General features: G+C 66.9%; 21 protein-coding genes, 1 pseudogene and 1 riboswitch. Of the genes and pseudogenes, 14 read left to right on the top strand and 8 right to left on the bottom strand.

Annotated elements, in window-relative coordinates; translation table 11 throughout:
• Window positions 1–271: 271 nt before the first annotated feature.
• Window positions 272–823 carry a hypothetical protein gene (locus ACWEQQ_RS32315; RefSeq protein ID WP_452350903.1) on the top strand — a complete coding sequence of 184 codons (552 nt, stop codon included), beginning with the start codon at window positions 272–274 and terminating at the stop codon, window positions 821–823.
• A 68-nt stretch (window positions 824–891) separates the two neighbouring features.
• Entirely contained in the window at window positions 892–1,203 is a 312-nt protein-coding gene (locus tag ACWEQQ_RS32310) for a hypothetical protein (RefSeq protein WP_452342625.1), read from the top strand.
• A gap of 325 nt (window positions 1,204–1,528) precedes the next feature.
• Here ACWEQQ_RS32310 and ACWEQQ_RS32305 read toward each other — a convergent pair whose 3' ends face one another.
• Window positions 1,529–3,073 carry an acyl-CoA synthetase gene (locus ACWEQQ_RS32305; RefSeq protein WP_452350959.1) on the bottom strand — a complete coding sequence of 515 codons (1,545 nt, stop codon included), beginning with the start codon at window positions 3,071–3,073 and terminating at the stop codon, window positions 1,529–1,531.
• 141 nt (window positions 3,074–3,214) lie between these two features.
• Here ACWEQQ_RS32305 and ACWEQQ_RS32300 point away from each other — a divergent pair, with 141 nt between their 5' ends.
• The 4 genes from ACWEQQ_RS32300 to ACWEQQ_RS32285 all read left to right on the top strand — a co-directional run bounded on the left by ACWEQQ_RS32300 (window position 3,215) and on the right by ACWEQQ_RS32285 (window position 8,672).
• Window positions 3,215–4,345, top strand: coding sequence for a PucR family transcriptional regulator (locus ACWEQQ_RS32300; protein WP_452350902.1), 1,131 nt, complete (start codon window positions 3,215–3,217; stop codon window positions 4,343–4,345).
• A 300-nt stretch (window positions 4,346–4,645) separates the two neighbouring features.
• A complete protein-coding gene (locus ACWEQQ_RS32295; RefSeq protein ID WP_452350901.1) occupies window positions 4,646–5,170 on the top strand; it encodes a MarR family winged helix-turn-helix transcriptional regulator in 525 nt (174 codons plus the stop codon).
• The gene (locus ACWEQQ_RS32290) at window positions 5,167–7,854 is read left to right on the top strand and encodes an MFS transporter (protein WP_452350900.1); all 2,688 of its coding nucleotides are present in this window, start codon (window positions 5,167–5,169) and stop codon (window positions 7,852–7,854) included. Before ACWEQQ_RS32295 ends, ACWEQQ_RS32290 begins: the two co-directional genes overlap by 4 nt.
• The gene (locus tag ACWEQQ_RS32285) at window positions 7,851–8,672 is read left to right on the top strand and encodes a YceI family protein (protein WP_452350899.1); all 822 of its coding nucleotides are present in this window, start codon (window positions 7,851–7,853) and stop codon (window positions 8,670–8,672) included. Before ACWEQQ_RS32290 ends, ACWEQQ_RS32285 begins: the two co-directional genes overlap by 4 nt.
• A gap of 180 nt (window positions 8,673–8,852) precedes the next feature.
• Here ACWEQQ_RS32285 and ACWEQQ_RS32280 read toward each other — a convergent pair whose 3' ends face one another.
• The 3 genes from ACWEQQ_RS32280 to ACWEQQ_RS32270 form a co-directional block, all read right to left on the bottom strand.
• Window positions 8,853–9,134, bottom strand: coding sequence for a hypothetical protein (locus ACWEQQ_RS32280; protein WP_452342620.1), 282 nt, complete (start codon window positions 9,132–9,134; stop codon window positions 8,853–8,855).
• A gap of 286 nt (window positions 9,135–9,420) precedes the next feature.
• The gene (locus ACWEQQ_RS32275; protein WP_452342619.1) at window positions 9,421–9,906 is read right to left on the bottom strand and encodes a hypothetical protein; all 486 of its coding nucleotides are present in this window, start codon (window positions 9,904–9,906) and stop codon (window positions 9,421–9,423) included.
• Entirely contained in the window at window positions 9,903–10,610 is a 708-nt protein-coding gene (locus tag ACWEQQ_RS32270) for a hypothetical protein (protein ID WP_452350898.1), read from the bottom strand. Before ACWEQQ_RS32270 ends, ACWEQQ_RS32275 begins: the two co-directional genes overlap by 4 nt.
• 198 nt (window positions 10,611–10,808) lie before the next feature.
• Between ACWEQQ_RS32270 and ACWEQQ_RS32265 the strand changes: the two genes are divergently transcribed.
• From ACWEQQ_RS32265 to ACWEQQ_RS32255, 3 genes are read left to right on the top strand one after another with little or no spacing between them, the layout of a single operon-like run.
• Window positions 10,809–11,369, top strand: a complete 561-nt coding sequence (locus ACWEQQ_RS32265; protein ID WP_452342617.1) for a hypothetical protein — start codon at window positions 10,809–10,811, stop codon at window positions 11,367–11,369.
• Between the two features lie 9 nt (window positions 11,370–11,378).
• A complete protein-coding gene (locus ACWEQQ_RS32260; protein WP_452350897.1) occupies window positions 11,379–12,713 on the top strand; it encodes a Dyp-type peroxidase in 1,335 nt (444 codons plus the stop codon).
• Complete coding sequence (locus ACWEQQ_RS32255) at window positions 12,710–13,723, top strand: hypothetical protein (protein WP_452350896.1); 1,014 nt, start codon at window positions 12,710–12,712, stop codon at window positions 13,721–13,723. The genes ACWEQQ_RS32260 and ACWEQQ_RS32255 overlap by 4 nt, the downstream gene beginning before the upstream one ends.
• A 219-nt stretch (window positions 13,724–13,942) precedes the next feature.
• Here ACWEQQ_RS32255 and ACWEQQ_RS32250 read toward each other — a convergent pair whose 3' ends face one another.
• Window positions 13,943–15,157, bottom strand: a complete 1,215-nt coding sequence (locus ACWEQQ_RS32250) for a lipase family protein (protein ID WP_452350895.1) — start codon at window positions 15,155–15,157, stop codon at window positions 13,943–13,945.
• Between the two features lie 632 nt (window positions 15,158–15,789).
• On the opposite strand from ACWEQQ_RS32250, the gene ACWEQQ_RS32245 reads away from it, so the two are divergent.
• Window positions 15,790–17,238: an alpha/beta hydrolase gene (locus ACWEQQ_RS32245; RefSeq protein WP_452350894.1), complete on the top strand. Its 1,449-nt coding sequence runs from the start codon at window positions 15,790–15,792 to the stop codon at window positions 17,236–17,238.
• 76 nt (window positions 17,239–17,314) lie between these two features.
• A pseudogene (locus tag ACWEQQ_RS32240) lies at window positions 17,315–17,882 on the top strand (transposase); the annotation flags it as partial.
• Here ACWEQQ_RS32240 and ACWEQQ_RS32235 read toward each other — a convergent pair.
• Both ACWEQQ_RS32235 and ACWEQQ_RS32230 read right to left on the bottom strand, forming a co-directional pair.
• Complete coding sequence (locus tag ACWEQQ_RS32235; protein ID WP_452342612.1) at window positions 17,881–18,105, bottom strand: hypothetical protein; 225 nt, start codon at window positions 18,103–18,105, stop codon at window positions 17,881–17,883. The pseudogene ACWEQQ_RS32240 and the gene ACWEQQ_RS32235 overlap by 2 nt on opposite strands.
• Before the next feature lie 4 nt (window positions 18,106–18,109).
• Complete coding sequence (locus tag ACWEQQ_RS32230; RefSeq protein WP_452342611.1) at window positions 18,110–18,313, bottom strand: hypothetical protein; 204 nt, start codon at window positions 18,311–18,313, stop codon at window positions 18,110–18,112.
• Between the two features lie 172 nt (window positions 18,314–18,485).
• On the opposite strand from ACWEQQ_RS32230, the gene ACWEQQ_RS32225 reads away from it, so the two are divergent.
• The 3 genes from ACWEQQ_RS32225 to ACWEQQ_RS32215 all read left to right on the top strand — a co-directional run bounded on the left by ACWEQQ_RS32225 (window position 18,486) and on the right by ACWEQQ_RS32215 (window position 20,054).
• The gene (locus ACWEQQ_RS32225; RefSeq protein ID WP_452350893.1) at window positions 18,486–19,391 is read left to right on the top strand and encodes a helix-turn-helix domain-containing protein; all 906 of its coding nucleotides are present in this window, start codon (window positions 18,486–18,488) and stop codon (window positions 19,389–19,391) included.
• The gene (locus ACWEQQ_RS32220; protein ID WP_354836793.1) at window positions 19,388–19,582 is read left to right on the top strand and encodes a DUF397 domain-containing protein; all 195 of its coding nucleotides are present in this window, start codon (window positions 19,388–19,390) and stop codon (window positions 19,580–19,582) included. The genes ACWEQQ_RS32225 and ACWEQQ_RS32220 overlap by 4 nt, the downstream gene beginning before the upstream one ends.
• An 85-nt stretch (window positions 19,583–19,667) precedes the next feature.
• Window positions 19,668–19,730: riboswitch (guanidine-III (ykkC-III) riboswitch) on the top strand.
• Between the two features lie 9 nt (window positions 19,731–19,739).
• Window positions 19,740–20,054, top strand: a complete 315-nt coding sequence (locus ACWEQQ_RS32215) for a DMT family transporter (protein ID WP_452350892.1) — start codon at window positions 19,740–19,742, stop codon at window positions 20,052–20,054.
• 3 nt (window positions 20,055–20,057) lie between these two features.
• Here ACWEQQ_RS32215 and ACWEQQ_RS32210 read toward each other — a convergent pair whose 3' ends face one another.
• A complete protein-coding gene (locus tag ACWEQQ_RS32210; protein WP_452350891.1) occupies window positions 20,058–20,714 on the bottom strand; it encodes a hypothetical protein in 657 nt (218 codons plus the stop codon).
• Window positions 20,715–20,809: the final 95 nt, after the last annotated feature.

Here is a 20,809-nt window from a genome sequence, read left to right as displayed (position 1 = left end):
GCGTAGACCCTGCTCCACACCGTCACGGCGGGTTGTACCGCCCGTCGTGACCTGGTGGACTCGGCAACATATGCAGACGCTGTGCCCCGTACCCGCCTCACATCATTGCGCCTTTTACGCATCGGCCCCCGGCAAGTAATCTTGATCCAGGGGAACGCACGCTACCGCAGGCCGGAGGACACCTTCGGTTTGTAACGCGGGGCGAGCAATTCGATAGCGATCTTCAAGGCTGCACCCGTAGATTTCGAGGGGATCGAGAGGGTGAAAGGCTATGGCGCTCCGCATATCCGGTCGCGCGATTACCAGCGATGTGACGCCCGAGACCGCGCATCTGGTGTTCGGTTCCGGCGGTGGTACGTGGGTGTTGAGCTGGCTGCCGGGGTGGGATCTGACCCGGGAGCAGGCCATCGACGGGATGGCGCTGGACGAGATCCTGAGCGACCCGTCACCCGCCGACCGGGAGTTCGCGTTGGAGATGGCCGCGCTGCGGGCCGAATCGCTCGGCCTGCGGCTCGAGGAGGTCGTGGTGCGGCTGTTCGCACGGATCGCCGAGCGGGATCGGCAGCAGCAGACGCGAACGGACGGGGCGGACGGTCCGCCGGGGAACGCTGAGGGACCGTGCCGCACCCGCCGCCTGAAGACGATCCGCCCCGGTGCGCTTCGGCGACACGCCGAGCCCGCGCCAGGCGGGGAGCGGCCGACGGTGCGCATCGTGGATTCACGGCGAAGACGAGCCGCCCATCCGATGCCCGGGAACTGCACGCCATTGGGGGATTTCTCCCTAATCAGCCCCGATGGTGGGTCGTTGAGCAGATGTCGATGATCGATTTTCGGCGGGCATCGGGCAAACTCGGAGGCGCCAACCGCACACGATCTCTTGGGAGTGAATGAATGCGCAAGATCCTGCCTTCCGCCCTGCTGGCCGCCAGCGCCGTGGGCGCCCTGCTGGTACTGCCCGCCGGCACCGCCAATGCCCTCACCCCGGCCTGCCAGGCCGCCAACGACATCCTCGGCAGCTACGGTTCGCTCGGCCCGAGCCCGCAGCAGAAGCAGGAGGTCGCCGACCGCCTGCACGCCATCGACGCCAGCGGCCAGGAGCGGTGGGCGATCGACAACTACGCCGACGCGCTGGCCAAGGGCGACGTCGCGCTGGTCGGCAACAACGCGGCGATCCTGAACGGCGTCTGCCAGACCGGCCAGTAGTTCTTCCTGCTCCGCAGCACACTTCGGGCCGGGACACGCCAGGTGTCCCGGCCCGAAGTGTGACGGTCGGCCGGCAACGATGCACTGCCCTCTACCTGGGCACGGGACTGGTGCCGGCCGCCGATCCCGAAGCCGTTGAGCCACCAGTCCCGGCGGCCGCTCAGCTCGACCAGGAACTGAGCGACACCCTGCGGACCGCGTTGCCATTCGAGATTCCGCTCGTTCCCGAAGACGGTGCCTGGCAGATCGTTCCGAGCTGGATCTGCCAGTTCTTCACCGCCGCCGAACGTCCCGCGGCCTGCGATGCATCGCCGACCCACCAGGGTCAGTTGACCAGGCGCGCGTGCTCTCCCCAATACCGTTCGCGCAGGTCGCGTTTCAGGATCTTTCCGGCTCCCGACACCGGCATGGCGTCGACGATCTCGACGCTGCGCGGGGCCTTGTAGCCGGCGATCAGCTGCCGCGTGTGATCGCGGATCTCGGCCGGGGTCACCGAATGGCCGGGCTTGCAGACGATGACCGCGTGGACTCGTTCACCCCATTCCTCGTCGGGGACGCCGATGACGGCGACCGCGGCCACGGCGGGGTGTGCGGCGACGGCGTTCTCCACCTCGGCGGAGTAGACGTTCTCACCGCCGGACACGATCATGTCCTTCAACCGGTCGACGATGTGGAGGAAGCCCTCGGCGTCGAGGTAGCCGCCGTCGCCGGTGTGCAGCCAGCCCGCGCGGAGCGCGGCGGCGGTCTCGTCGGGCTTGTTCCAGTAGCCGAGCATGACGTGGCCGCCGCGGGTCACCACCTCGCCGACCGCACCCGACGGCACGTCCTGCCCGTCACCGTCGACAATGCGGATTTCGCTGTGCGGCACCGCCTTTCCCGCCGAACGCAATCGGCCGGCCCGGTGCTCGCCCGGGCCGAGCAGGGTGATGATGGGCGAGGCCTCGGTCTGGCCGTAGGCCTGGGTGAATCCGGCGCGCGGGAACAGCCGCATGGCCCGCTCCAGCACCGCCTCCGAGATCGGAGACGCGCCGTACATGAGGTGCTCGACGCTGGACATGTCGAATTCGGCCGCCTGTGGGTGATCGGCCAGCAGCTGGATCATCACCGGCACCAGCACGCTCGAGGTGACCCGGTGCTGCCGAACGGAACTCAGTACCGCCACGGGGTCGAAGGCCGGAACCGTCACATGGGTGCCGCCGACGATGAGCACACCCAGCCAACCGGCCAGATCCGCCAGGTGGAACATGGGCGCGGCGTGCAGGAACACCGTGTCCTGGGACATCAGGTAGCCGGTGGCGACGCCGCCGAGCGCGGAGGTCATCAGATTCGCGTGGCTGAGCATGACGCCCTTGGGGAATCCGGTGGTGCCGCCGGTGTAGAAGATTCCGGCCAGCGCGTCACCGCCGCGGCGGGCGTCGGCGATGGGCTCGGCCGCGGCGATCAGCGTCTCGTAGGACTCCATGCCCTCGGGCGTCGCGCCGTCACCGCAGTGGATCACCGTGGCCAGTCCGTCGTACCGCTCCCGCAATGCGGGCACCAGGGCCGCGAAGGCGTCGTCCACCAGGAGGACGCGGCTGTCGGAATCGGCGAGGCTGTAGGCGATTTCGGCGGCGCTCCAGCGGATATTGACCGGATTGAGCACCGCGTCCGCCCAGGGCACCGCGAGCAGGTACTCGTGGTACCGGTCCGAGTTCAGCGACAGCATGGCCACCCGGTCCCCCGGCCCGACCCCCAGCCCGCGCAGCGCCCCGGCCAGCCGGGACACGCGATCCAGCACCTCACGATTGGTGCGGGTCCGCTCGCCGCAGATGGTCATGATGCCGTCGGGCCGCTGCTGAGCGGCGCGGTGCAGCCCCTGGGTCAGGTACATCGGGTAACCCTTCGTCGAACAACTGTGGTCGGTGTCACGAGTATTCGCGGGCACTGTGACGTGCGCCATGGAGATGGGGTTCAATTCCAGGTCGCCGGATTGTTGATTTCTCCAAGACACCGGTCGTAGGGTCGGGACACCATGAGTTCGAGTCGGGTGAGCGCGAAACAACGGATGATCACCGGGGTCCTGGACCGGGTCTCCGAGGCGTCCGAGCGCGTGGTCGCCCGCGCCCGCGCCGAGATGCCGGTCTACGCCCGCCTGTCCGCGACGACCGTCGTACGCAGCACCGAGGCCATCCTGCAGCGGCTGGCCCGGGCCCTGCTCGACTCCCGCCCGCTGCTGGCCGACGATCTCGACGCCCTGCGGGATTTCGGTGAAACCCGTGCCCGCCAGGGCATTTCACTGGCGGACGTGCAGAGCGGCTGGCGTATCGCGGTGCGCGAGATCCTGGCCGAGCTGACCGCGGCCGCCCATGCCGGCAAGGTTCCCGACCGCGTGCTGCTGGAGTCCATCACCGACCTCCTCGACCTCGTCGACCAGGCCTCCATCGCCTTCAGTTCCGCCCATCGCGAGGTCGAGATCGCGCTGGCCCGCCATGACGAGCAGTTCCGCGCCGAGGTCACCCGGGCCCTGCTGCTGGGCACGATCGGCCCAGCGGAGCTGCAGATTCGCGCCCAGCAGCTCGGCCTCGACGTCGACGGCGAGTACCGCGCGTACCGGTCCCGCCCGGATGAGGGACCGACAGTGCCTGCCCTGCAAGGTATTTCGACTGCGCGCGGGTTCGCCACCACGGTGGACGGCGATCTCGCGGGCTTTGTGGAAAACTCCAGCAGGCTCGAGGGATCCCGCCTGATCGCCTACGGCCCCGCCACGCGCATCGCGGACCTGGACCGCTCCTTCCGCCTGGCCACCCGGGTCCTCGCCACCGCCCAGCTGTTCGACCTCACCGGACCGCTGGACCTCGATCGCGTCGGGCTGCTGCCCGCCATCGCCGCCGACACCGAGCTGGGCGCCGAACTCGTGCGCCGCTACCTCGACCCGCTCGGCCCCGGCGAGGCCGCCCGCACCCTGATCGACACCGCCGAGTGCTTCCTCGACACCGGCATGCGGGTCGACGCCACCGCCGAGCGACTCATCGTGCACCCCAACACCGTTCGCTATCGCCTGTCCCGTTTCGAGGAACTCGCCGCGACCGATCTGCGCGGCGCGGGCACCGCACTACAGGTCTGGTGGGCGATCCAGCACCGCCGCGCGACCGGTCACGACTGAGCACGCCACCGGGGGCGCGGGAGCCACCGCGCCCGCCGCACTGGCGGTTCCCGCGGTGCCGGATACCGGTGCCCGGCATCGAGACCACCGGACCGTGCGAGTTGGGCGCGCAGGTGCTGACCTCACGGCGTGGTGAGGCTGCGCAGGGACGGCACAGCCTGCCGTACGAATTTCCCGGCCACGCTTCCGGTTCGCGGCGATCGCCGCCGAACCGGGACTGGAATCGAGCGGGCGAACGTGGGTATAGTTGGCACACGCAAGTAGTTGCACGTGCTAAGTAAGTGTGAGAAGGAACCGATAATGGCTCACACCACCCACGATCCCGATACCAGCACCGACCTGTCGGACGCCGGGGCACTGGGGGATGCCGACGCGCTAGGGGCGCAACTGGTTCGGCTCCTCCGAGCCATCGGCCGAGCCAAGCATCGGGTGATCAAACACGGTCCCGAAGGACTCGAACAGCTGGCCTACGCCATGCTGTTCACCCTGGTCCACGACGGGCCACAACGCACCGGGAAACTCGCCGAGCTGCTGCACGCCGAGATCTCCACCATCAGCCGGCAGAGCCGGAACCTGGTGCGCCACGGGCTGGTCGAGCGCGGCGCCGATCCGATCGACGGACGCGCGTGCGTGCTCAAGGCCACCGCCGACGGGGAACGCGTCTTCGCCGAGAACCGGCGGCTGCGCAATCTCTGGATCGCCGAAATGCTGGCCGACTGGTCCACCGCCGACCGGGCAGCGTTGACCGGTCTGCTGGCGCGGCTCGTGGACGGCATCGAAAAGACCACCGCACCAATCGATTCGAAACAGGGCATCGACACATGACAACAGCGACGACCGACGCGCACGCAGGCGCACCGGCAGGCGCTCCACCCCAACTGTCGCATCGGCAGATCCTCACCATCCTGTCCGGCCTGCTGCTGGGCATGTTCCTGGCCGCGCTGGACCAGAACATCGTCAGCGTGGCGATCGTCAAGATCGCCAACAGCCTGCACGGGTTCGACCAGCAGGCCTGGGCCACCACCGCCTACCTGATCACGGCCACCATCAGCACCCCGCTCTACGGCAAGCTGGCCGACATCTACGGGCGAAAGTCCTTCTACCTCACCGCGATCGGGCTGTTCGTCATCGGCTCCGCGGCCTGCACCTTCGCCACCTCCATGTACGAGCTGGCGGGGTACCGAGCCTTCCAGGGCCTGGGCGCGGGCGGGCTCATGTCGCTGGCCATGACGATCATCGGCGATATCGTTCCGCCCCGCGAAAGAGCCCGCTACCAGGGCTATTTCATGATGACCTTCGGTATCGCCACCGTGCTCGGGCCGGTGCTGGGCGGCTGGTTCTCCGGCTTCGACCACCTGTGGGGGATCGAGGGCTGGCGCTGGGTGTTCCTGGTGAACGTGCCGATCGGCGTGCTCGCGCTCGGTGTGGTGGCGCGCGTGCTCAACGTGCCGCACCAGCGGCGTGACCTGCGGGTGGACTGGGGCGGCGCGGTGGCGCTGGCCATCTGCGTAGTGCCGTTGCTCATCGTCGCCGAACAGGGCCGCGGCTGGGGCTGGGGTTCGGGCCGGGCGCTGGTCTGCTACGCCATCGGGCTCGTCGGCCTGGTGTTGTTCCTCGTCGTCGAGCGTCTGATGGCGGACGCCGCGCTCATTCCCTTGCGGCTGTTCAAGAATTCCACCTTCACGGTGTGCATCGTGGGCGGTTTCATCGTCGGTATCGCCATGTTCGGCGCGATCTCCATGGTCCCGCTGTACATGCAGGTGGTGCGCGGCTTCTCGCCCACCAAGGCGGGTCTGCTCATGCTGCCGCTGGTGGCGGGCATCATGATCGGATCGCTGGTCTCCGGTCAGGTCACCAAGCGCACCGGGCGCTACAAGATCCTGCCGGTGCTGGGCACGTTCATCATCGCCTGCGGCGGTGCGCTGTACGCGACGGTGCAGTACGACAGCGCGCTGTGGCAGCCGCTGGTCTACGGCGGCATCATCGGTCTCGGCCTGGGCGGCTGCATGCAGACGCTGATCATCGCGGTGCAGAATGCCGGGCCGCGTTCGGATATGGGTGTGTCGACCGCCGCGGCGACCTTCTTCCGGCAGGTCGGCGGCACGCTGGGCGTCGCGGTCTTCCTGACGATCCTGTTCAACCTGTTGCCGCACAAGATCACCGACGCGTTCGGCGGACACCTGCCGCCCGGATTCTCGGCCGACAAGCTCTCCAGCGTGCAGTCCAATACCGCGGGCATCGCGGCGCTGCCGGCGCAGGTGCGCGACCCCATTCTGATCGGGTTCACCAACTCGATGCACGGTGTGTTCTGGGCCGCGGCGGGCGTGGCCCTGGTGGCGTGCATAGTGCTGCTGTTCATGAAGGAGATCCCGCTCCAGGAGGCCCCGGCCGCTCCGGCCCCGGCCACCGATCCCCTGGCCACGCAGTCCGACCCGGCGGTCGCGGCGCGGCAGGCCGAGGCCGAGTGGGCCGAGGACCAGGTATGGGAGGGTGCGGCCCAGGCGATCTCCCAGCCCGAGCCGGTGCTGGCCGCGGCCGCGGCAGCGCACAGCTCGATTGCCAACGGGCACAGCGTCATCGCGAACGGTCACGCCCTGCTCGCCGGTGAGCACGCGGCGGCCGACGACCCGGTGGCGCAGCGGATCGCGACCGCCGCACTCGGCGGGGCGGACGGCTCGTCGATCGGCGGCCGGATCCAGCGGACGGACGGCAGCCCCGTCCCCGCCGCGGCGCTCACCCTGATCGATCAACGCGGGCATCAGGTTTCGCGCGCCACCGGCGGTGACGACGGCCGCTATCGCATCGACTCGCCCGCTACCGGCAGCTATGTGCTCATCGCTTCGGCGAACGGGCACATGCCGACCGCGGTGAACGTGTCGATCAACGGGCGGTCGCCGGAACTGGACCTCACGCTGGAGGGTTCGGGCGAACTGTCCGGCACCGTCCGCGCCGCGGGCGGCGAACTGCTTGCGGGCGTGACCATTACGGTGACCGATCTGCACGGCGAGGTGGTCGGCGCGGCCATCTCCGGTGACGACGGTGGTTATGTCTGCCACGGCGTCGGAGCCGGTACGTACACCCTGGTGGCGGCGGCCGAACGCCTGCGCCCGACCGCCACGGCACTGGTGGTGCCCGCCGGTGGCCTGCTGCGCCACGACATCGAACTGACCCCGACGGCGGCGCTCACCGGCACGGTCCGGGGCGACGGCCGGACGGTGGCGAACGCCGAGGTCACCGTACTGGACGCGGCGGGCACGCCGGTCGGGACCACCCGCACCGACGCGGACGGCCGCTACACGCTCACCGATCTGGACGCGGGCGCGTACACCGTCGTCGCCCGCGGCTATCCGCCGGTGACCAGCCGGGTGACCGTGCTCGGCGGCGAGGTCGAGCACTCCGTCGAACTCGGCTACGACCTGGAAAGTACCGAGCCCGAACGGGTTCCGGCGGAACAGGGCGAAACCGAGCTCTACGCAACGAGTTCCGACCCGGCCGCGGAGTTGCCGTGACCGGCCTGACCGCCGAGATCCGCGGTCCGGAGGGCTGGCCGGTCGCCGAGGCGGTACTCACCGTCACCGACCTCGACGGCCACCAGCTCGCCCGGGCCGCCGCCGATGCGACCGGGGCGGCGGCCACCGCGCCGCTGCCCCCGGGCACGCACACCGCGGTCGTCACCGCGCCCGGCCACCAGCCGGTCGCGCTGATCGCCCGCATCTCGGCCACCGGCGCGGGCACTCTCGGCGAAATCCGCCTGGAACGCTCCGCCGACGCGGTCACCACCCCGCCGCCGGGCCCCTGGACCATCGACCCGGCGCACTCCACCGTCCTGGTCACCGCCCGCCACCTCGGCATCGCCGGCATCAAGGCCCGCTTCGCCGAGGTCGGTGGCCGACTCGATATTGCCGAGATCTTCGAGCGCACCACCGGATACGCGGAAATCAAGGCCGCCACCGTCGACACCGGCATCGCCATGCGCGACGACCACCTGCGGTCGGCGGACTTCCTCGATGTCGAGCGCTTTCCGCTGATCACCTTCCGTGGCACGGGATTACACCGCACCGGCCCTACCGGCTGGTCGATGCCCGGCGCCCTGACGCTGCATGGCCGCACCCGCCCCACCGAACTCACGGTCACCTACGGGGGCTACGGCCCCGACCCGTGGGGTGGCGTCCGCGCGGCCTTCCACGCCGAAACCCTCTTGCACCGGGAGGATTTCGCGCTCGACTACAACGTCATGGTGCAGGCGGGTATCGCCGCGGTGGGCACCACAGTGCGTATCGAACTGGACATAGAGCTCGTCCAGGGAGACCGGTTACCCGCGATGTAGCGTGGACGCGCTCGATATGTCTACCCGGTGAGTATGAGGACATCCCCGGCCCTGGGAAGTCGGAATCCGGGGATGCCACAGGATCCTTGCAGCTCCTTCCAACTATGCGGAGGCGTCAGCCCGTGGTCTCAGATGCACCAGACCACACTGCCCAGGGGGAAGCAGATAGCAATTGATCCATCAGCGGGAGTAACCGCGGTCGATGTCGAACTCGGCGTTGCGGCCGAAGCTGCCGGAGCTGCGATAGCGCCCAACGGCAGGGCAATAGCGATTGCGGCCACGAACTTGATCATTTTGCTGGACATATCTGTTCCTCGATGTCGAGTGACTTGTCCAGTGCAGCCGGGCAACCTCGGTGATTGCCGCCGAGCCGCTGCGCTGGTGCTTGAGCGGCGAAGTCTGCTGAAGCAGACAGTGGTACGACTGCTGTCGCTCGCTTCGCCGCTCTCGGAAGCGGCTCATGACGCACTTCGTCGTTCTCGACCCCGACCAGTTGTCATGGTCCTGATGACGAGCGATAGCCACACGGTGAAGTTGCCGAACCAGATCCTGTGTGGGAATGGTCCGGTGCCAGGCACTGTCACTACCACGTCGACCTGGCGGCTCCGGTAGCTGTGTCGACCGAAGCAACGTCCTCTCCACAGTTTTTGAGAAAGGACGATCTTCAGGCTAACCGCGATCGGCCAGCATCCGCTAGGGGCCAGAAGTCTTCATTCGTAGGTCACCACTGCCGACCAGCTCAGACTGCTCAACCGCCGAGATTGGTCAGTGTCCGCACGATCATGAACACGGCGGCTACGCCGAAGCAGCTGAGTCCGACGACCCATACCTTGAACATCTGCCGTATCGGGATCAGCTTGCCCACCAGCCCCGCGTCCAGGTCGGCGATGTCCTGTTGCCTCGCGAATGCCGAGCCGTGTGCGCCCCAGGTTCCCACGTCGAGTTCAGTTTGTTCGAATCGCTCCAGCCAGAGCTCATCCTTGCGGCCGGCGAGGCGATGGCTTGCCATCAGCATGATCGAGATGATCGAAACGATCAGCGCGAGAAGCGAGGAGGCGATCCGCGCGACGGGGTCGTTGCCTGCTCCCATCGCAATACTGAACAGGAAGGCCTGGGCGGTCAGACTGAGCGCAGGCACCTGCCAGAGCAGATTCTCGTATTGCAGGTGCCGGTCCGCCACCGCGAAGTAGAGCAGCTCCAGATCAGGCGAACGCGGCGAAGGTGGCTCGTTCACGAAAGCCTCCGAGACCGATCGCCCTCGTCGCGGCGCTCGCCGATCAGTCCGGCGCGGGCCAGGAGCAAGCAGCTGACCACGAGCACCCAGACCGGGAACACCAGGGTCAGCCAGCGGCTCATCTCGCTGCCGATCAGCAGCACCAGGGCGGCCAGATAGCTGAGTACGACGAGCCAGCGGGGCATGAGCCTGGTCTTCGCCCAAATCGTCGCGAGCGAGATCATGAACACCGCGGCCATCCGCAGTGCGTAGGTTTGGCTCGCCGAGATCACCATCATCCTGGCGAAGTTGATCACCTCGGTGCGGGCGGGCGGATCGGTGACGCTGTTGTTACTCGTCACAAGACCGGCAATACCGGCGGTCGCGACGAACATCATTGCGACGAAGAGCAGTCCGCTGCACAGGAATACCGTCAGGAAGAACCGGTCTTCGTGGTGTCCGAACCCATCGCGGACGACGCCGATGAACCACAAGAAGCTGATTCCGGCGAATGGCATCAGCACGGTCGCCGTGGTGAGCGCGCCGCGCCGGCTCTGCAGCCATTGCGCCGAATCCTCGACATGGTCGGGCATTTGGATGCGAATCAGGACCAGCGTTGTACCGAGTAATATCGCGAAGAGCACCCCGGCCAGTGCGGCGGCTCGCGGCGTTGACAGTTGACCCAGAGGTGGCGCAGGCTTGCTCTGTTGCGACGGAGTCGGCATAGGGTCATCCTGCCAGAATGGGTTGCCTGCCCCGAGAATTCGGCGGTATCGCTACCGCGTAGAGCGGTCGGGCAGCCTAACAAAACGACAACAGTTTCCGGCCCTGGCCTCAGCCGATTCACGGCATCCATATTCGGTGCCGAATGCAGGTTACGACACGGTCTCAATAGGTGGCTTACTGCGAAAGGTGTGGACAACATGCCATCCGCCGATCAGGACTGGAGTAAACCAGCAGCGCTGGCCATTCCCAAAGAGGGCTACTTCGAACTGCAGCGCGGTAGATACGGTCCCATCTATCCACGGACCCCCGCCTGTTACGGATTCTCGATCATTGCCAAGGTGAAACCCGGCCGGGAAGAGGCCATCCGCGCCCACGGCAAGCGGATCCAAGACGCGGTGGCCGCAAGCCCGGACGTATTGGCACCGCTCCGGCTGCACTACCTGCGGTGGCTGCTGTTCGACGTCGGCTTCGGACTGTACTTCCAGTATCAGGGCATCTTCGACACCGATTTCGACAAGTACACCGAAGACGCGGTGATGCTGTTCTCGCAGACCGGTATCGACACCGTTTTCACGAACCTCGAGGGATTCCCGGAGGACTGGAAGGAAAATCCGGAGTCATTCGTGGAATTCGTTCGCAAACACCAGTTTCCGAGCTTCCTCGAGTACGGCGAGTACCCCTACGCCACCGCTGACGAGATCAAGAAGGCGCTGCGGGCGAAGGCGGCGTTCTCCGACATGCTCGATCAGATGCAGTAGCCCGGGGCCATGCTCGAGCTCGAGGATATTCAGCACATCCTGCTGACCCGCACCCCAGCGGTGACCGGGCGCTATGAGTTCCTGTCCTTCGACGACCCCGCCGGGGGCCGAGCCTGGTTGACGCCGCTGCTGGACCGGGTGCAGTCGGCCGCGGACGTGCGCGCCACGATGGACAGTTCGCAGCGCTGGATCACGCTGGCCTTCACCTGGAATGGGTTGCGGGCGCTCGGGGTTCCAGACCGAGCGCTTGCCACCTTTCCCGACGAATTCCGGGAGGGCATGGCCGCCCGGGCCGACATCCTGGGTGACACCGGCGCCAATCATCCCGACAACTGGGTGGGCGGGCTGGCCGGTGCCGACCTGCACGCCATCGCAATCCTGTTCGCCCGCACCGAGGATGAACGACTGCGCTGCACGGCCGAACACGAGAAGCTGGTGGCCGGCTGTCCGGGTGTGCGCGTGTTGTCGTTCCTGGATTTGAACGCGACACCGCCGTTCAACTACGCCCACGACCACTTCGGGTTTCGCGACCGCTTGTCCCAGCCGGTGATGCAAGGATCCGGGGAAGAACCGACCCCGGGCTCGGGCGCGTCCCTGCAACCCGGTGAATTCATCCTGGGCTACCCCGACGAGGAAGGGCCACCCCACGGGCTGCCGCAGCCGGAGGTCTTGTCCCGCAACGGCAGCTACATGGCCTACCGGCGGCTGCAAGAACACGTGGGTGCATTCCGGGAATTCCTGCGTGAGCACGCCGACACGCCGGACGGGCAGGAGCTCCTCGCCGCCAAGATCATGGGCCGTTGGCGCAGCGGCGCGCCGCTCGTGCTGTCACCGGACCACGACGATCCCCAGCTCGGTGCAGATCCCTTGCGCAACAACGACTTCAACTACAAACAGATGGACCCGCACGGTTACGCGGTGCCGCTGGGCTCGCATGCGCGCCGACTCAACCCGCGCGACACCGCGCCGAACATGAACCGGCGCAGGATGATTCGCCGTGGCGCCACCTACGGACCGGCGCTGCCCGAGGATGCGCCCGACGACGGCGTGGACCGGGGCATCGCCGCGTTCATCATCTGCGCCAGCCTGGTTCGCCAGTTCGAGTTCGCCCAGAACGTCTGGATCAACGACAAGGCATTCCACGAACTCGGCAATGAGCACGACCCCATTTGCGGCGCCCAGGACGGCACCCTGGAATTCACCATCCCCAAGCGCCCGATCCGAAAGGTGTTCACGGGCCTGCCCGCCTTCACCACTCTCAAAGGCGGGGCGTACTTCTTCCTGCCCGGGATCAGCGCCCTGCGCTACCTGGCCACGCTCGAAAACCGAGAGGTGACCTCATGAGCAGCCTGCCGACGGCACGCACCTACAACCAGAGCCACATTCCGCGCACGGCCGATGGGCGGCGGCGGGTCAGCATCTACTGGACGTGGAGCTACCCCTGGGAAGCCCAACGCGACCCCGCCGAAATCTACAATCGCTTCTCCACGATGACCGAGGTACGCAACGTCACCTGGCCGGCCTACGAGACCCCCGACTACGACAAGGACCATTTCCTGCAGGGTATCGCCGGCACCCTCGAGCTGTTCCACCGTTCGACACTGGATTTCCAACAGCTGGCGGGGCAGGCCACCGGCCATCCCGTCGCGGTCTTCCAGCGCATCGATCAGGCCGGCTACTTCCTGCCCATCGACGAACGCATCCTGGCCGACACCGACACCCTGATGGTGTTCGGGCTCGACCATGTCCTCGCCGAACAGCAGGCCGCGCCCGAGGAGATCGACGCCATCCGTGAGTGGTTGCAACGGGAGGGCACCTGCCTGCTGCTGGCGCCGCACCACGACGTGGGCTTCACCGACGACAACGCGCAGCGACAGATCGAATACGAGCATCACGGCGATCCGCTCGTGCCCCGCCAGCAGCGATTCGGCCAGTACACGCGCTCGCTGATGAAAGCGCTCGACGTGCCGGTGCACAACATCTGGGGCCTGCGCCCGGCAGTCGTCGAAGGCACCGATCAGATCGCCCCCGTCACCGCGTTCCGCGACCTGGACACACCCCGGCTGCTCGACCAGGTCACCACATTCAACTTCCACCCCCATCTACCGCACTACGAACTCACCGCACCCGAAAGCGACTCGCTCCGCGTACTGGCCCGCCAGCGCGTCGACCCCCACCGACCGCATCCCTTCACCACCGCCGGAAACACCGAATTCAACACTTTGATCTGGATGCCGCCCGCCGGCCCGCGCGCCGGCGACATCCTGCTCATCGACTCCACCAACTTCACCACGCTCTTCGGCGGCACCGACAGCCTGCGACACCTCTGGCACAACCTCGCCACCATGAAATGACCTGCGGCGAGGCTGGGGTGAACAGCTCCGACGAGCCCATGACAGTGGTTGGTCCAGGCTGTGGAGAGCCCGGTGCCATCGTGAGCCGCAGTCATGCCTGCCCAGTTGATATCGAACTCCGGTCCCCGATTCGGCGAGACTTGTGCGGCGGTCGCCGTACGCGTCCCGTGAAGGTGAGTCCGGCCAACGGCCCGGCGGGGGTACCGGGTGAGCCGGCGCTTACTCCACCACACACCCCGCGGCTTGTGGGGTGCCCGCGAAGCGGTCGGCGAGGAAGTTCATGCCGCCGAGTGCTTCGCCCGCGGCGGCTCCGATGTGCGTCGGGAACAGCGAGTGGATCGCGGTGAGGGTGGCGCCCAGAGCGCAGTAGGTATCGACGAGGGCGGTGTAGCCGGCGACGGGGATCTTCTCGTCGGCGATGCTGTGGTACAGGTACAGCGGGGTGTCGGGGGCGGTGCGGCCGAGTTCATTGGGCAGGGCGGCGTTGCGGAAAGCGGGCTGCGCCAACAGGTTCGGGACTGTGGCGAAATCGTCGACGTGGACGTCAGAGTATTCCTGAGACAGATCCGCACCACAGCCGGAGGTGCCCGCGGCAAGCAGCGCGCGGCGGCCCCGGTCGTTCAACAAGTCGGCCAATCGGGAGGCGGGTTCGTTGCGGGCCAGCCCGAGCAGCATCAGTATCGCCCCGGCGGCGCTGTCGGCGCGTTGCGCGACGGCCGGGAGATCGGTGGGGATTCCGCCGGCGCTGGTGCCGACCAGTCGCACGTCTGGTGCGTATTCCCGGCGCAACTGTGTGGCCCACAGGGTCGCGAAGGCTCCGGCCGAGTATCCCCAGGCGCCGATTGAGCTCGAGGCATCGATGCCGGCCGGCGAGAACGACCGCGCGGCCCGGATTCCGTCCAGAACTCCACGCCCGGATGTCACGCCGTCGAAGAGCCGGGACTGCGGCCCTTCGTAGTCGCTGGCCACGACGGCCCATCCCCGCAGCAGTGCGTCCGCGATGAACGGCGCATCCTGCATGGCGCTCGCCATGTCGTTGTCGCTTCCGCCGCGCAGCGTGACCGACGGCGCGCACCGGGTGTCGAGACTGTTCTCGGGTACCTGGTACGACAACACCGGCCGCGGCCCGTTCCAGGGCACCGATGGCACTAGCACCGTGGTCACGTTCAACTGCGGATGCTCTTCGGAATCGGTTGTGCGATAACTCAATTGCCATGCCGACACCGGTACCGGCAGACCGAGCAGTGCGATCGTCCGCGCTCCGAGTACCGCGCCGTTCGGATGTGACGCGAGATCGGAGGGTGCGGCATAGAAGGGATCGTCACCGGGGGACAGCGAAGCGGCTCGCGCGACCGGCATCGACACCGCTGCCGGCAGCACGATCATGGCGAGTACGAGGGCCGCAAGCCATTGCAGGCCGATCCGCCACCACATCACTTGTTGCCCGGGCGTGCTGCCAACCGGCAGGCCGGGCGTATTGGTTGCCGAATACGCTGTGCGGCAAGCATTTTTTCGATATGTCGACAACATATGCCGGAATTCCATCACGCCTCCCGCGTCCACTAATCCGACGCGCAGGCACTCGGGGCCCGCACAATCAGTCGCACCAATTCGAGATCTAGATCACGGTAGCATAACGATCCCGCATTCGCAGCTTAACTTTCCGACAACGGTCGAGGCCGCCCAGTACGGCGGAGAAGGCTCGCCGGACCGAGCGAATACGAGCGCGGGTGCCCGGTCTCGACACGGCAGGCTATTGCTCGGCATACGCCGCTATCGCGCTGGCCTCTGGGCCGTGCACGTCGCGCGCACGGCAAAACCAGATGTCAGAGGCACAACCATGATGTGACCGGGCAAGTATGTGTGACGCTCCTGAGAATTTCTGCCTCGCCGAGCCGGTTTCAGCAAACGTCTGTAGTGTGCTGGTCCGAGACCCCGGAAATAGCTGTGCGGCGGAATCAGGGATGCGTACACGGAGGTCGCGGGCAGGAGATGCGATGCCGACAAAATGGTTACGATGGCTCGTTCTGGGAGTCATATCGGCAGCTGCATTCGCCACGTTGCCCATGGGATCGGCAAGCGCCGATCCGATCGACGACATTCCGGGTGGGCTGGAGTCGTTCTATCACCAGCCGCTGAACTGGACGCCGTGTAACGATGCGGTGCTCGACGGTGCGGGGGCTCAGTGCGCGGGCGTTGTCGTACCGCTCGACTACAACCGACCGGACTCGCGCACGCTGACCGTAGCGATCTCGCGTATCCCGGCCACCGACCCAGCCCGCAGACGCGGGATCATGCTGTCCAACCCCGGCGGTCCCGGCGGTCCGGGCCTGAGCATGATCGCCGACCTCCGGGATCGGCTCACACCGGATGTCCGCGCCCGGTACGACCTGATCGGCATGGACCCACGTGGTATCGGCCGATCGGACCGAATGAGTTGTGCGCTGCCGCTGCCCAGCATGTTGTTCTCGGCCGGCTTCGACGCCTTCGGCTACGCGCGCGACGCCACCCTGGCCGCCGCGTTCGCGGCTTCCTGCGTAATGCCCGATCCCGAGAAGGCTCGGTCCATCACCACCCGCAATACCGCCCGCGACATGGATGTCATCCGCAGCGCATTCGGCGAACCCGAGCTCAACTATTACGGCGACTCCTACGGCACCTACCTGGGCGCGGTGTACACGCAGATGTTCCCTCAGCACAGTGACCGGATCGTGCTGGACAGCGCCCTCGACCCGGACCGCTACTGGATCGGCACGTACCAGGACATGGGCGCCGTCAACGAGGCCGGGCTCGACGACTGGGCGATCTGGGCGGCCCGCCACGACGCCGACTACCACTTCGGCGACAGCGGACCGCAGGTCCGGGCCTTTGTCGAGGACCTGATCCGACGTGCCGCCGCGCATCCGGTCATCGGCAACGGCTATCTCATCGATGAACACACCGTTCCGATGATGCTGCTGTCGCTGTTGTCGAATCCGAAGAAGAACACCAACCTCGCCGAGCTCGTGCGGACCCTGGACGACGCAGTGTCCGGGCTGCCCATCGACATGGAACAGCTGAAAGCGAAGGTCAGCGGTCCCGTTGCGCTGGATGCGTCGGGCATGGCCGCGGTCATGTGCGGCGACAAGGCCGCACCCCGGGACCTGGCCTGGTATAGCCGGAATATCGACAGCGTCCGGGCGACCCAACCGGTGTTCGGCGCCTTCGCCAACAACATCACCGCATGCGCGTTCTGGCCGGACCCGGTCGAGCCACCCACCGCCGTGCACAACGCGACACCAGCCCTGATCCTGCAGGCAACCCGCGACACCCGCACCCCCTACCAGGGGAGCCTTGCATTGCACCAGGACCTGACAGCGTCACGAATGGTCACACTGGCAGACACCCGCGTTCACGGCCTCCTCGGCTCCAACCTGAGCCAATGCGTGAACGAGGTCGTCAATACCTACTTCCGTGACGGCACGCTCCCCGATGCCGACCTCACCTGCCAACGCGACTCCGACAATCTCCCCTGACCTGACCCCATGACCTCGGTCCGGGGAGTGTGAGAGCCCTTGCGGCCCACGAAGTGGGCAGGAAGGCTCGAAAACCATGGCAACACGCAAGAGTCACACCCCCGAGCAGGTCGTCCGCAAGCTGGGCGAGGCCGATCGGCTGCTGGGCGAGGGCAAAGACATCGCCGACGTGTGCCGGGACGCTGCAGATCACCGAGGCCACCTACTACCGCTGGCGCAACCAGTTCGGCGGGCTCGAGGCCGACGACGCCAAACGGTTGAAGGACCTCGAACGCGAAAACTCCACCCTGAAAAGGCCTCTCGCCGAGGCCGAGCTGGAGAAGGCAGCATTGCAGGAGATCGCCAAGGGAACTTCTGGACCCGGAACGCCGGCGGGCGGCCGTCGCGCATCTTATGCGCGTGCTCGAGGTGAGCGAACGGTTCGTCTGCCGGGTCACCGGGCAACACCGAAGCACCCAACGCCGCCCTCCGGCCGCGCAATCAGCCGCCGATCCCGATGCGGCACTGCGTGATCGGCTGCGCTAATGGGCGTGAGGTCATCCGCGGAAAGGGTCCGCCCCGCCTACCTCGAAGCTCGCGCCGAAGGCTGGACGGCAAACCACAAGAGGATCCAACGACTCTGGCGAGACGAAGGGCTACGGGTCAGGCGAAGCGGCGGGCCTTGGTTGCCAGCGCGACCCGGCCACGAGGGGTGATGCGGTAGCGGCCGCGGGGACGGCTCGGTGTGATGAGGCCACGGGATTCCAGGCGGGAGAGGGCATTTCGTGTGCGCCAGCTGGTCAGGGCGGCAGATTGCTGGATCTGCGGAGCGGTGAGGGTGTGGTCGGGGTGGAGGGTGGCGAGGACGGCGATTTCGGCGGGGGTCATGGGATCACCTGGTCGAGTGGGGGCGGTGGCGGCCGGTGGGATGGCCGGGCGGACAAGGGATGTCGAGGTGGCCGCCGGTGGACAGGGGCAGGCGCAGGGTGGTGGGGCGGGACTCGCGGCCGAGGCGGTACGAGTCCCACGCGGTGCGGGCGGTAATGGCGGTGCAGACCACGATGATGGACAGCAGCGCCCATGCGTCCCAGGGCATTTCGGACTCCCTTTTGCGAGGAATTCTTCGAGATTCGGTGTGGCGCGCCGTATTCAGTAGACACTGCGCGGGACGAATTGACACCATCGAATCGTGCAATTCATTCCAATTCGTTGGACATCCACCGAGGGCTATTCCAGTACGGCGCTTCCCAGATAGAGAGGCTAACGAAATGGCGGGATCGACATTGCCCCGCAGGGCATTTGGACGTGCACTCCGAACCTTTCGCATTCAGGCCGGAAAGGGGCAACTCGCGGCCGGTCGGCACATCGAAATGTCACCCCAGAGCGTCGGCCGCCTGGAGGACGGCCAGCGGGTCAAGATGTGCACAGCACAGATCAGGGACCTACTCGAGTTCTACGGCGTCCCCAATCCGAGCCCGAAACGGGACGAGGTGCTGCGGTTGTGGGAGGAGGTCAAGCAACAGGATCTCATCATGAAGGCGCAGGGCGGCACCGCCGGCTGGTGGCGGGCCTACAGCGATCAGTTGGATGCGCACTTCGATCATTACCTGAGACTGGAGGAAGAGGCGGATCACTTGACAACGCATCAACTTTCGCTGGTACCGGGCCTGTTGCAGACCGCTCAGTACCGCCGAACCCTCATCAGCTTCGCCGAGCTAGAGCTGTCCGCCGTCGATATCGAGCGCCGCCTCGAGTTCTCCGCACGGCGGCAGGCGCGGCTCGAACAGGACGACTTCCGGCTCGACGCGCTGCTGTCGGAGGCGGTGCTGCGACATCGCCCTGGCGGACCGTCCGTCATGGCCGCACAGCTGCGGCGGCTCAGCGAAGCCGGCGAGCGCGAGAACGTATCGATTCGAGTGGTGCCATCCGCCACCGAAAACAACTGCGGTCTGGTGGTGCGGTCATTCACGCTGCTCGAATTCCCGCCACTCACAAACAGATTGGTCGAGCCGCCGGTCGTCTACATCGAAGGCTATGAAGGCGCGATCTATCTCGAACAGCGAGAGGTCATCGCCCGGCATCGGCGGGCCATCGACACTCTCCGGCAGGTAGCGTTGAGTGAGGACGCCAGCCGCGATCTGGTGTGGCGCATCGCGAAGGAGTGCACCGCGTGAGCTTCGACCTTTCCAACGCCCAATGGTTCAAGTCCAGCAAGTCCCCGAACGCTTCGGAGTGTGTCGAGATCGCCTTCGCCGACGATGCCGGGCTCGTCGGGGTCCGTGATTCGAAGGATCCGGGTGGGCCGGTGCTCGTCTTCTCCGGTGAGCAGTGGGATCGATTCCTCGGTAGTGGGATCTGGCGCTGAGATACAGCTGGTGATCTCGGCGGATGGAGGCGGAGATCACCAGCCGGGAATTTGCCCTGGTCGCTGAATATTTGCCATCGTGTAGGTAGTCCCCGGTTGGGGGCCCGGACGAGGGAGCCGTACCCGGTGTGCGACAAGACGGCCTTCGGAGGTTGTCATGTCGTGGCTGGTACTGGTCGTGTCCGGGGTGTTCGAGGCCGTGTGGGCCACCGCGCTCGGGAAGTCGGAGGGGTTCACCCGGCTCGGGCCGACCGCGGTGTTCGGGGTGGCGCTCGTGGTGAGTATGGCGGGGCTGGCCTACGCCATGCGGGGGCTGCCCGTGGGGACGGCGTACGCGGTGTGGGTGGGGATCGGAGCGGTGTTGACCGTCGTCTATTCCATGGCTACCGGTGGGGACTCGGTCAGCGCGGTCAAGGTGCTGTTCCTGGGCGGGATCGTTGCGTGCGTGATCGGGTTGAAGCTGGTCGGGTAGCCGCTATTTCGGGGGTTCCAGCCTGACCGCGTCCGCGGGGACGCTGGGAACCGATTGCACGGTCTGGGTTTTGGCGGCGGGGTCCGCGAGGAGCAGCCGCCAGTCCTCGGACGCCCAGAGCACCGTCTCGGCGGTCGCGGTGATGCTGGCGTCGGAGTAAGTGGCGTAGACGGTGAGGTCGGCGCGGTCGGGGGTGTAGGCGGTGAGCTTGTAGGCCGTGATGCGCGGGGCCACCACCGGGTTGGCGGGGGCGGTGATCGAGACCTGCGCGCGGGCCAGTACCCAGGAGTCCTTGGCCGGACCGGGAATCAGCGAAATCGCTGCCACCTGCGGCCATGCGCCGTCCGGGGCCAGTGACAGCCGGGTGCTGTGATTGATGGCGGCCAGCGCCGCTCCCTGCGGGGTGTGCGAGAAGCCAGCGGCGGTGGTGCCGAGTTTGCTGGGACCGTCGTGACTGCCGATGGGGAGTTGGACTCCCTGGTAATTCTCCCAGTGCACGTCGGCGGGCACACGGGCCGGGTCGACCGGTGTGGTAGTCGTTTTCGCGGCGCTCTGATCACTGATTCCGCAGGCAGCGACGCTGAGGACGGCTGCGGAGGCGAGCAGGGTCGCGGCCGCGGCGGCGAAAGTTTGCGCGTGGTGTGCTGGCTTGGCGCGCATGAGGATTCCTCCGGGTGGACCTGCGGGTGGTCGAGAAGTGTTGCGGTGAAGCCGGTTCGGATGACGCGCGGGCGGGCGACGTGTCGTGATCCTAC

The organism is Nocardia sp. NPDC004123 (assembly GCF_053603795.1).
Note: the sequence above shows the minus strand (reverse complement) of the source record. Positions and strands in the feature narration are given on the sequence as shown.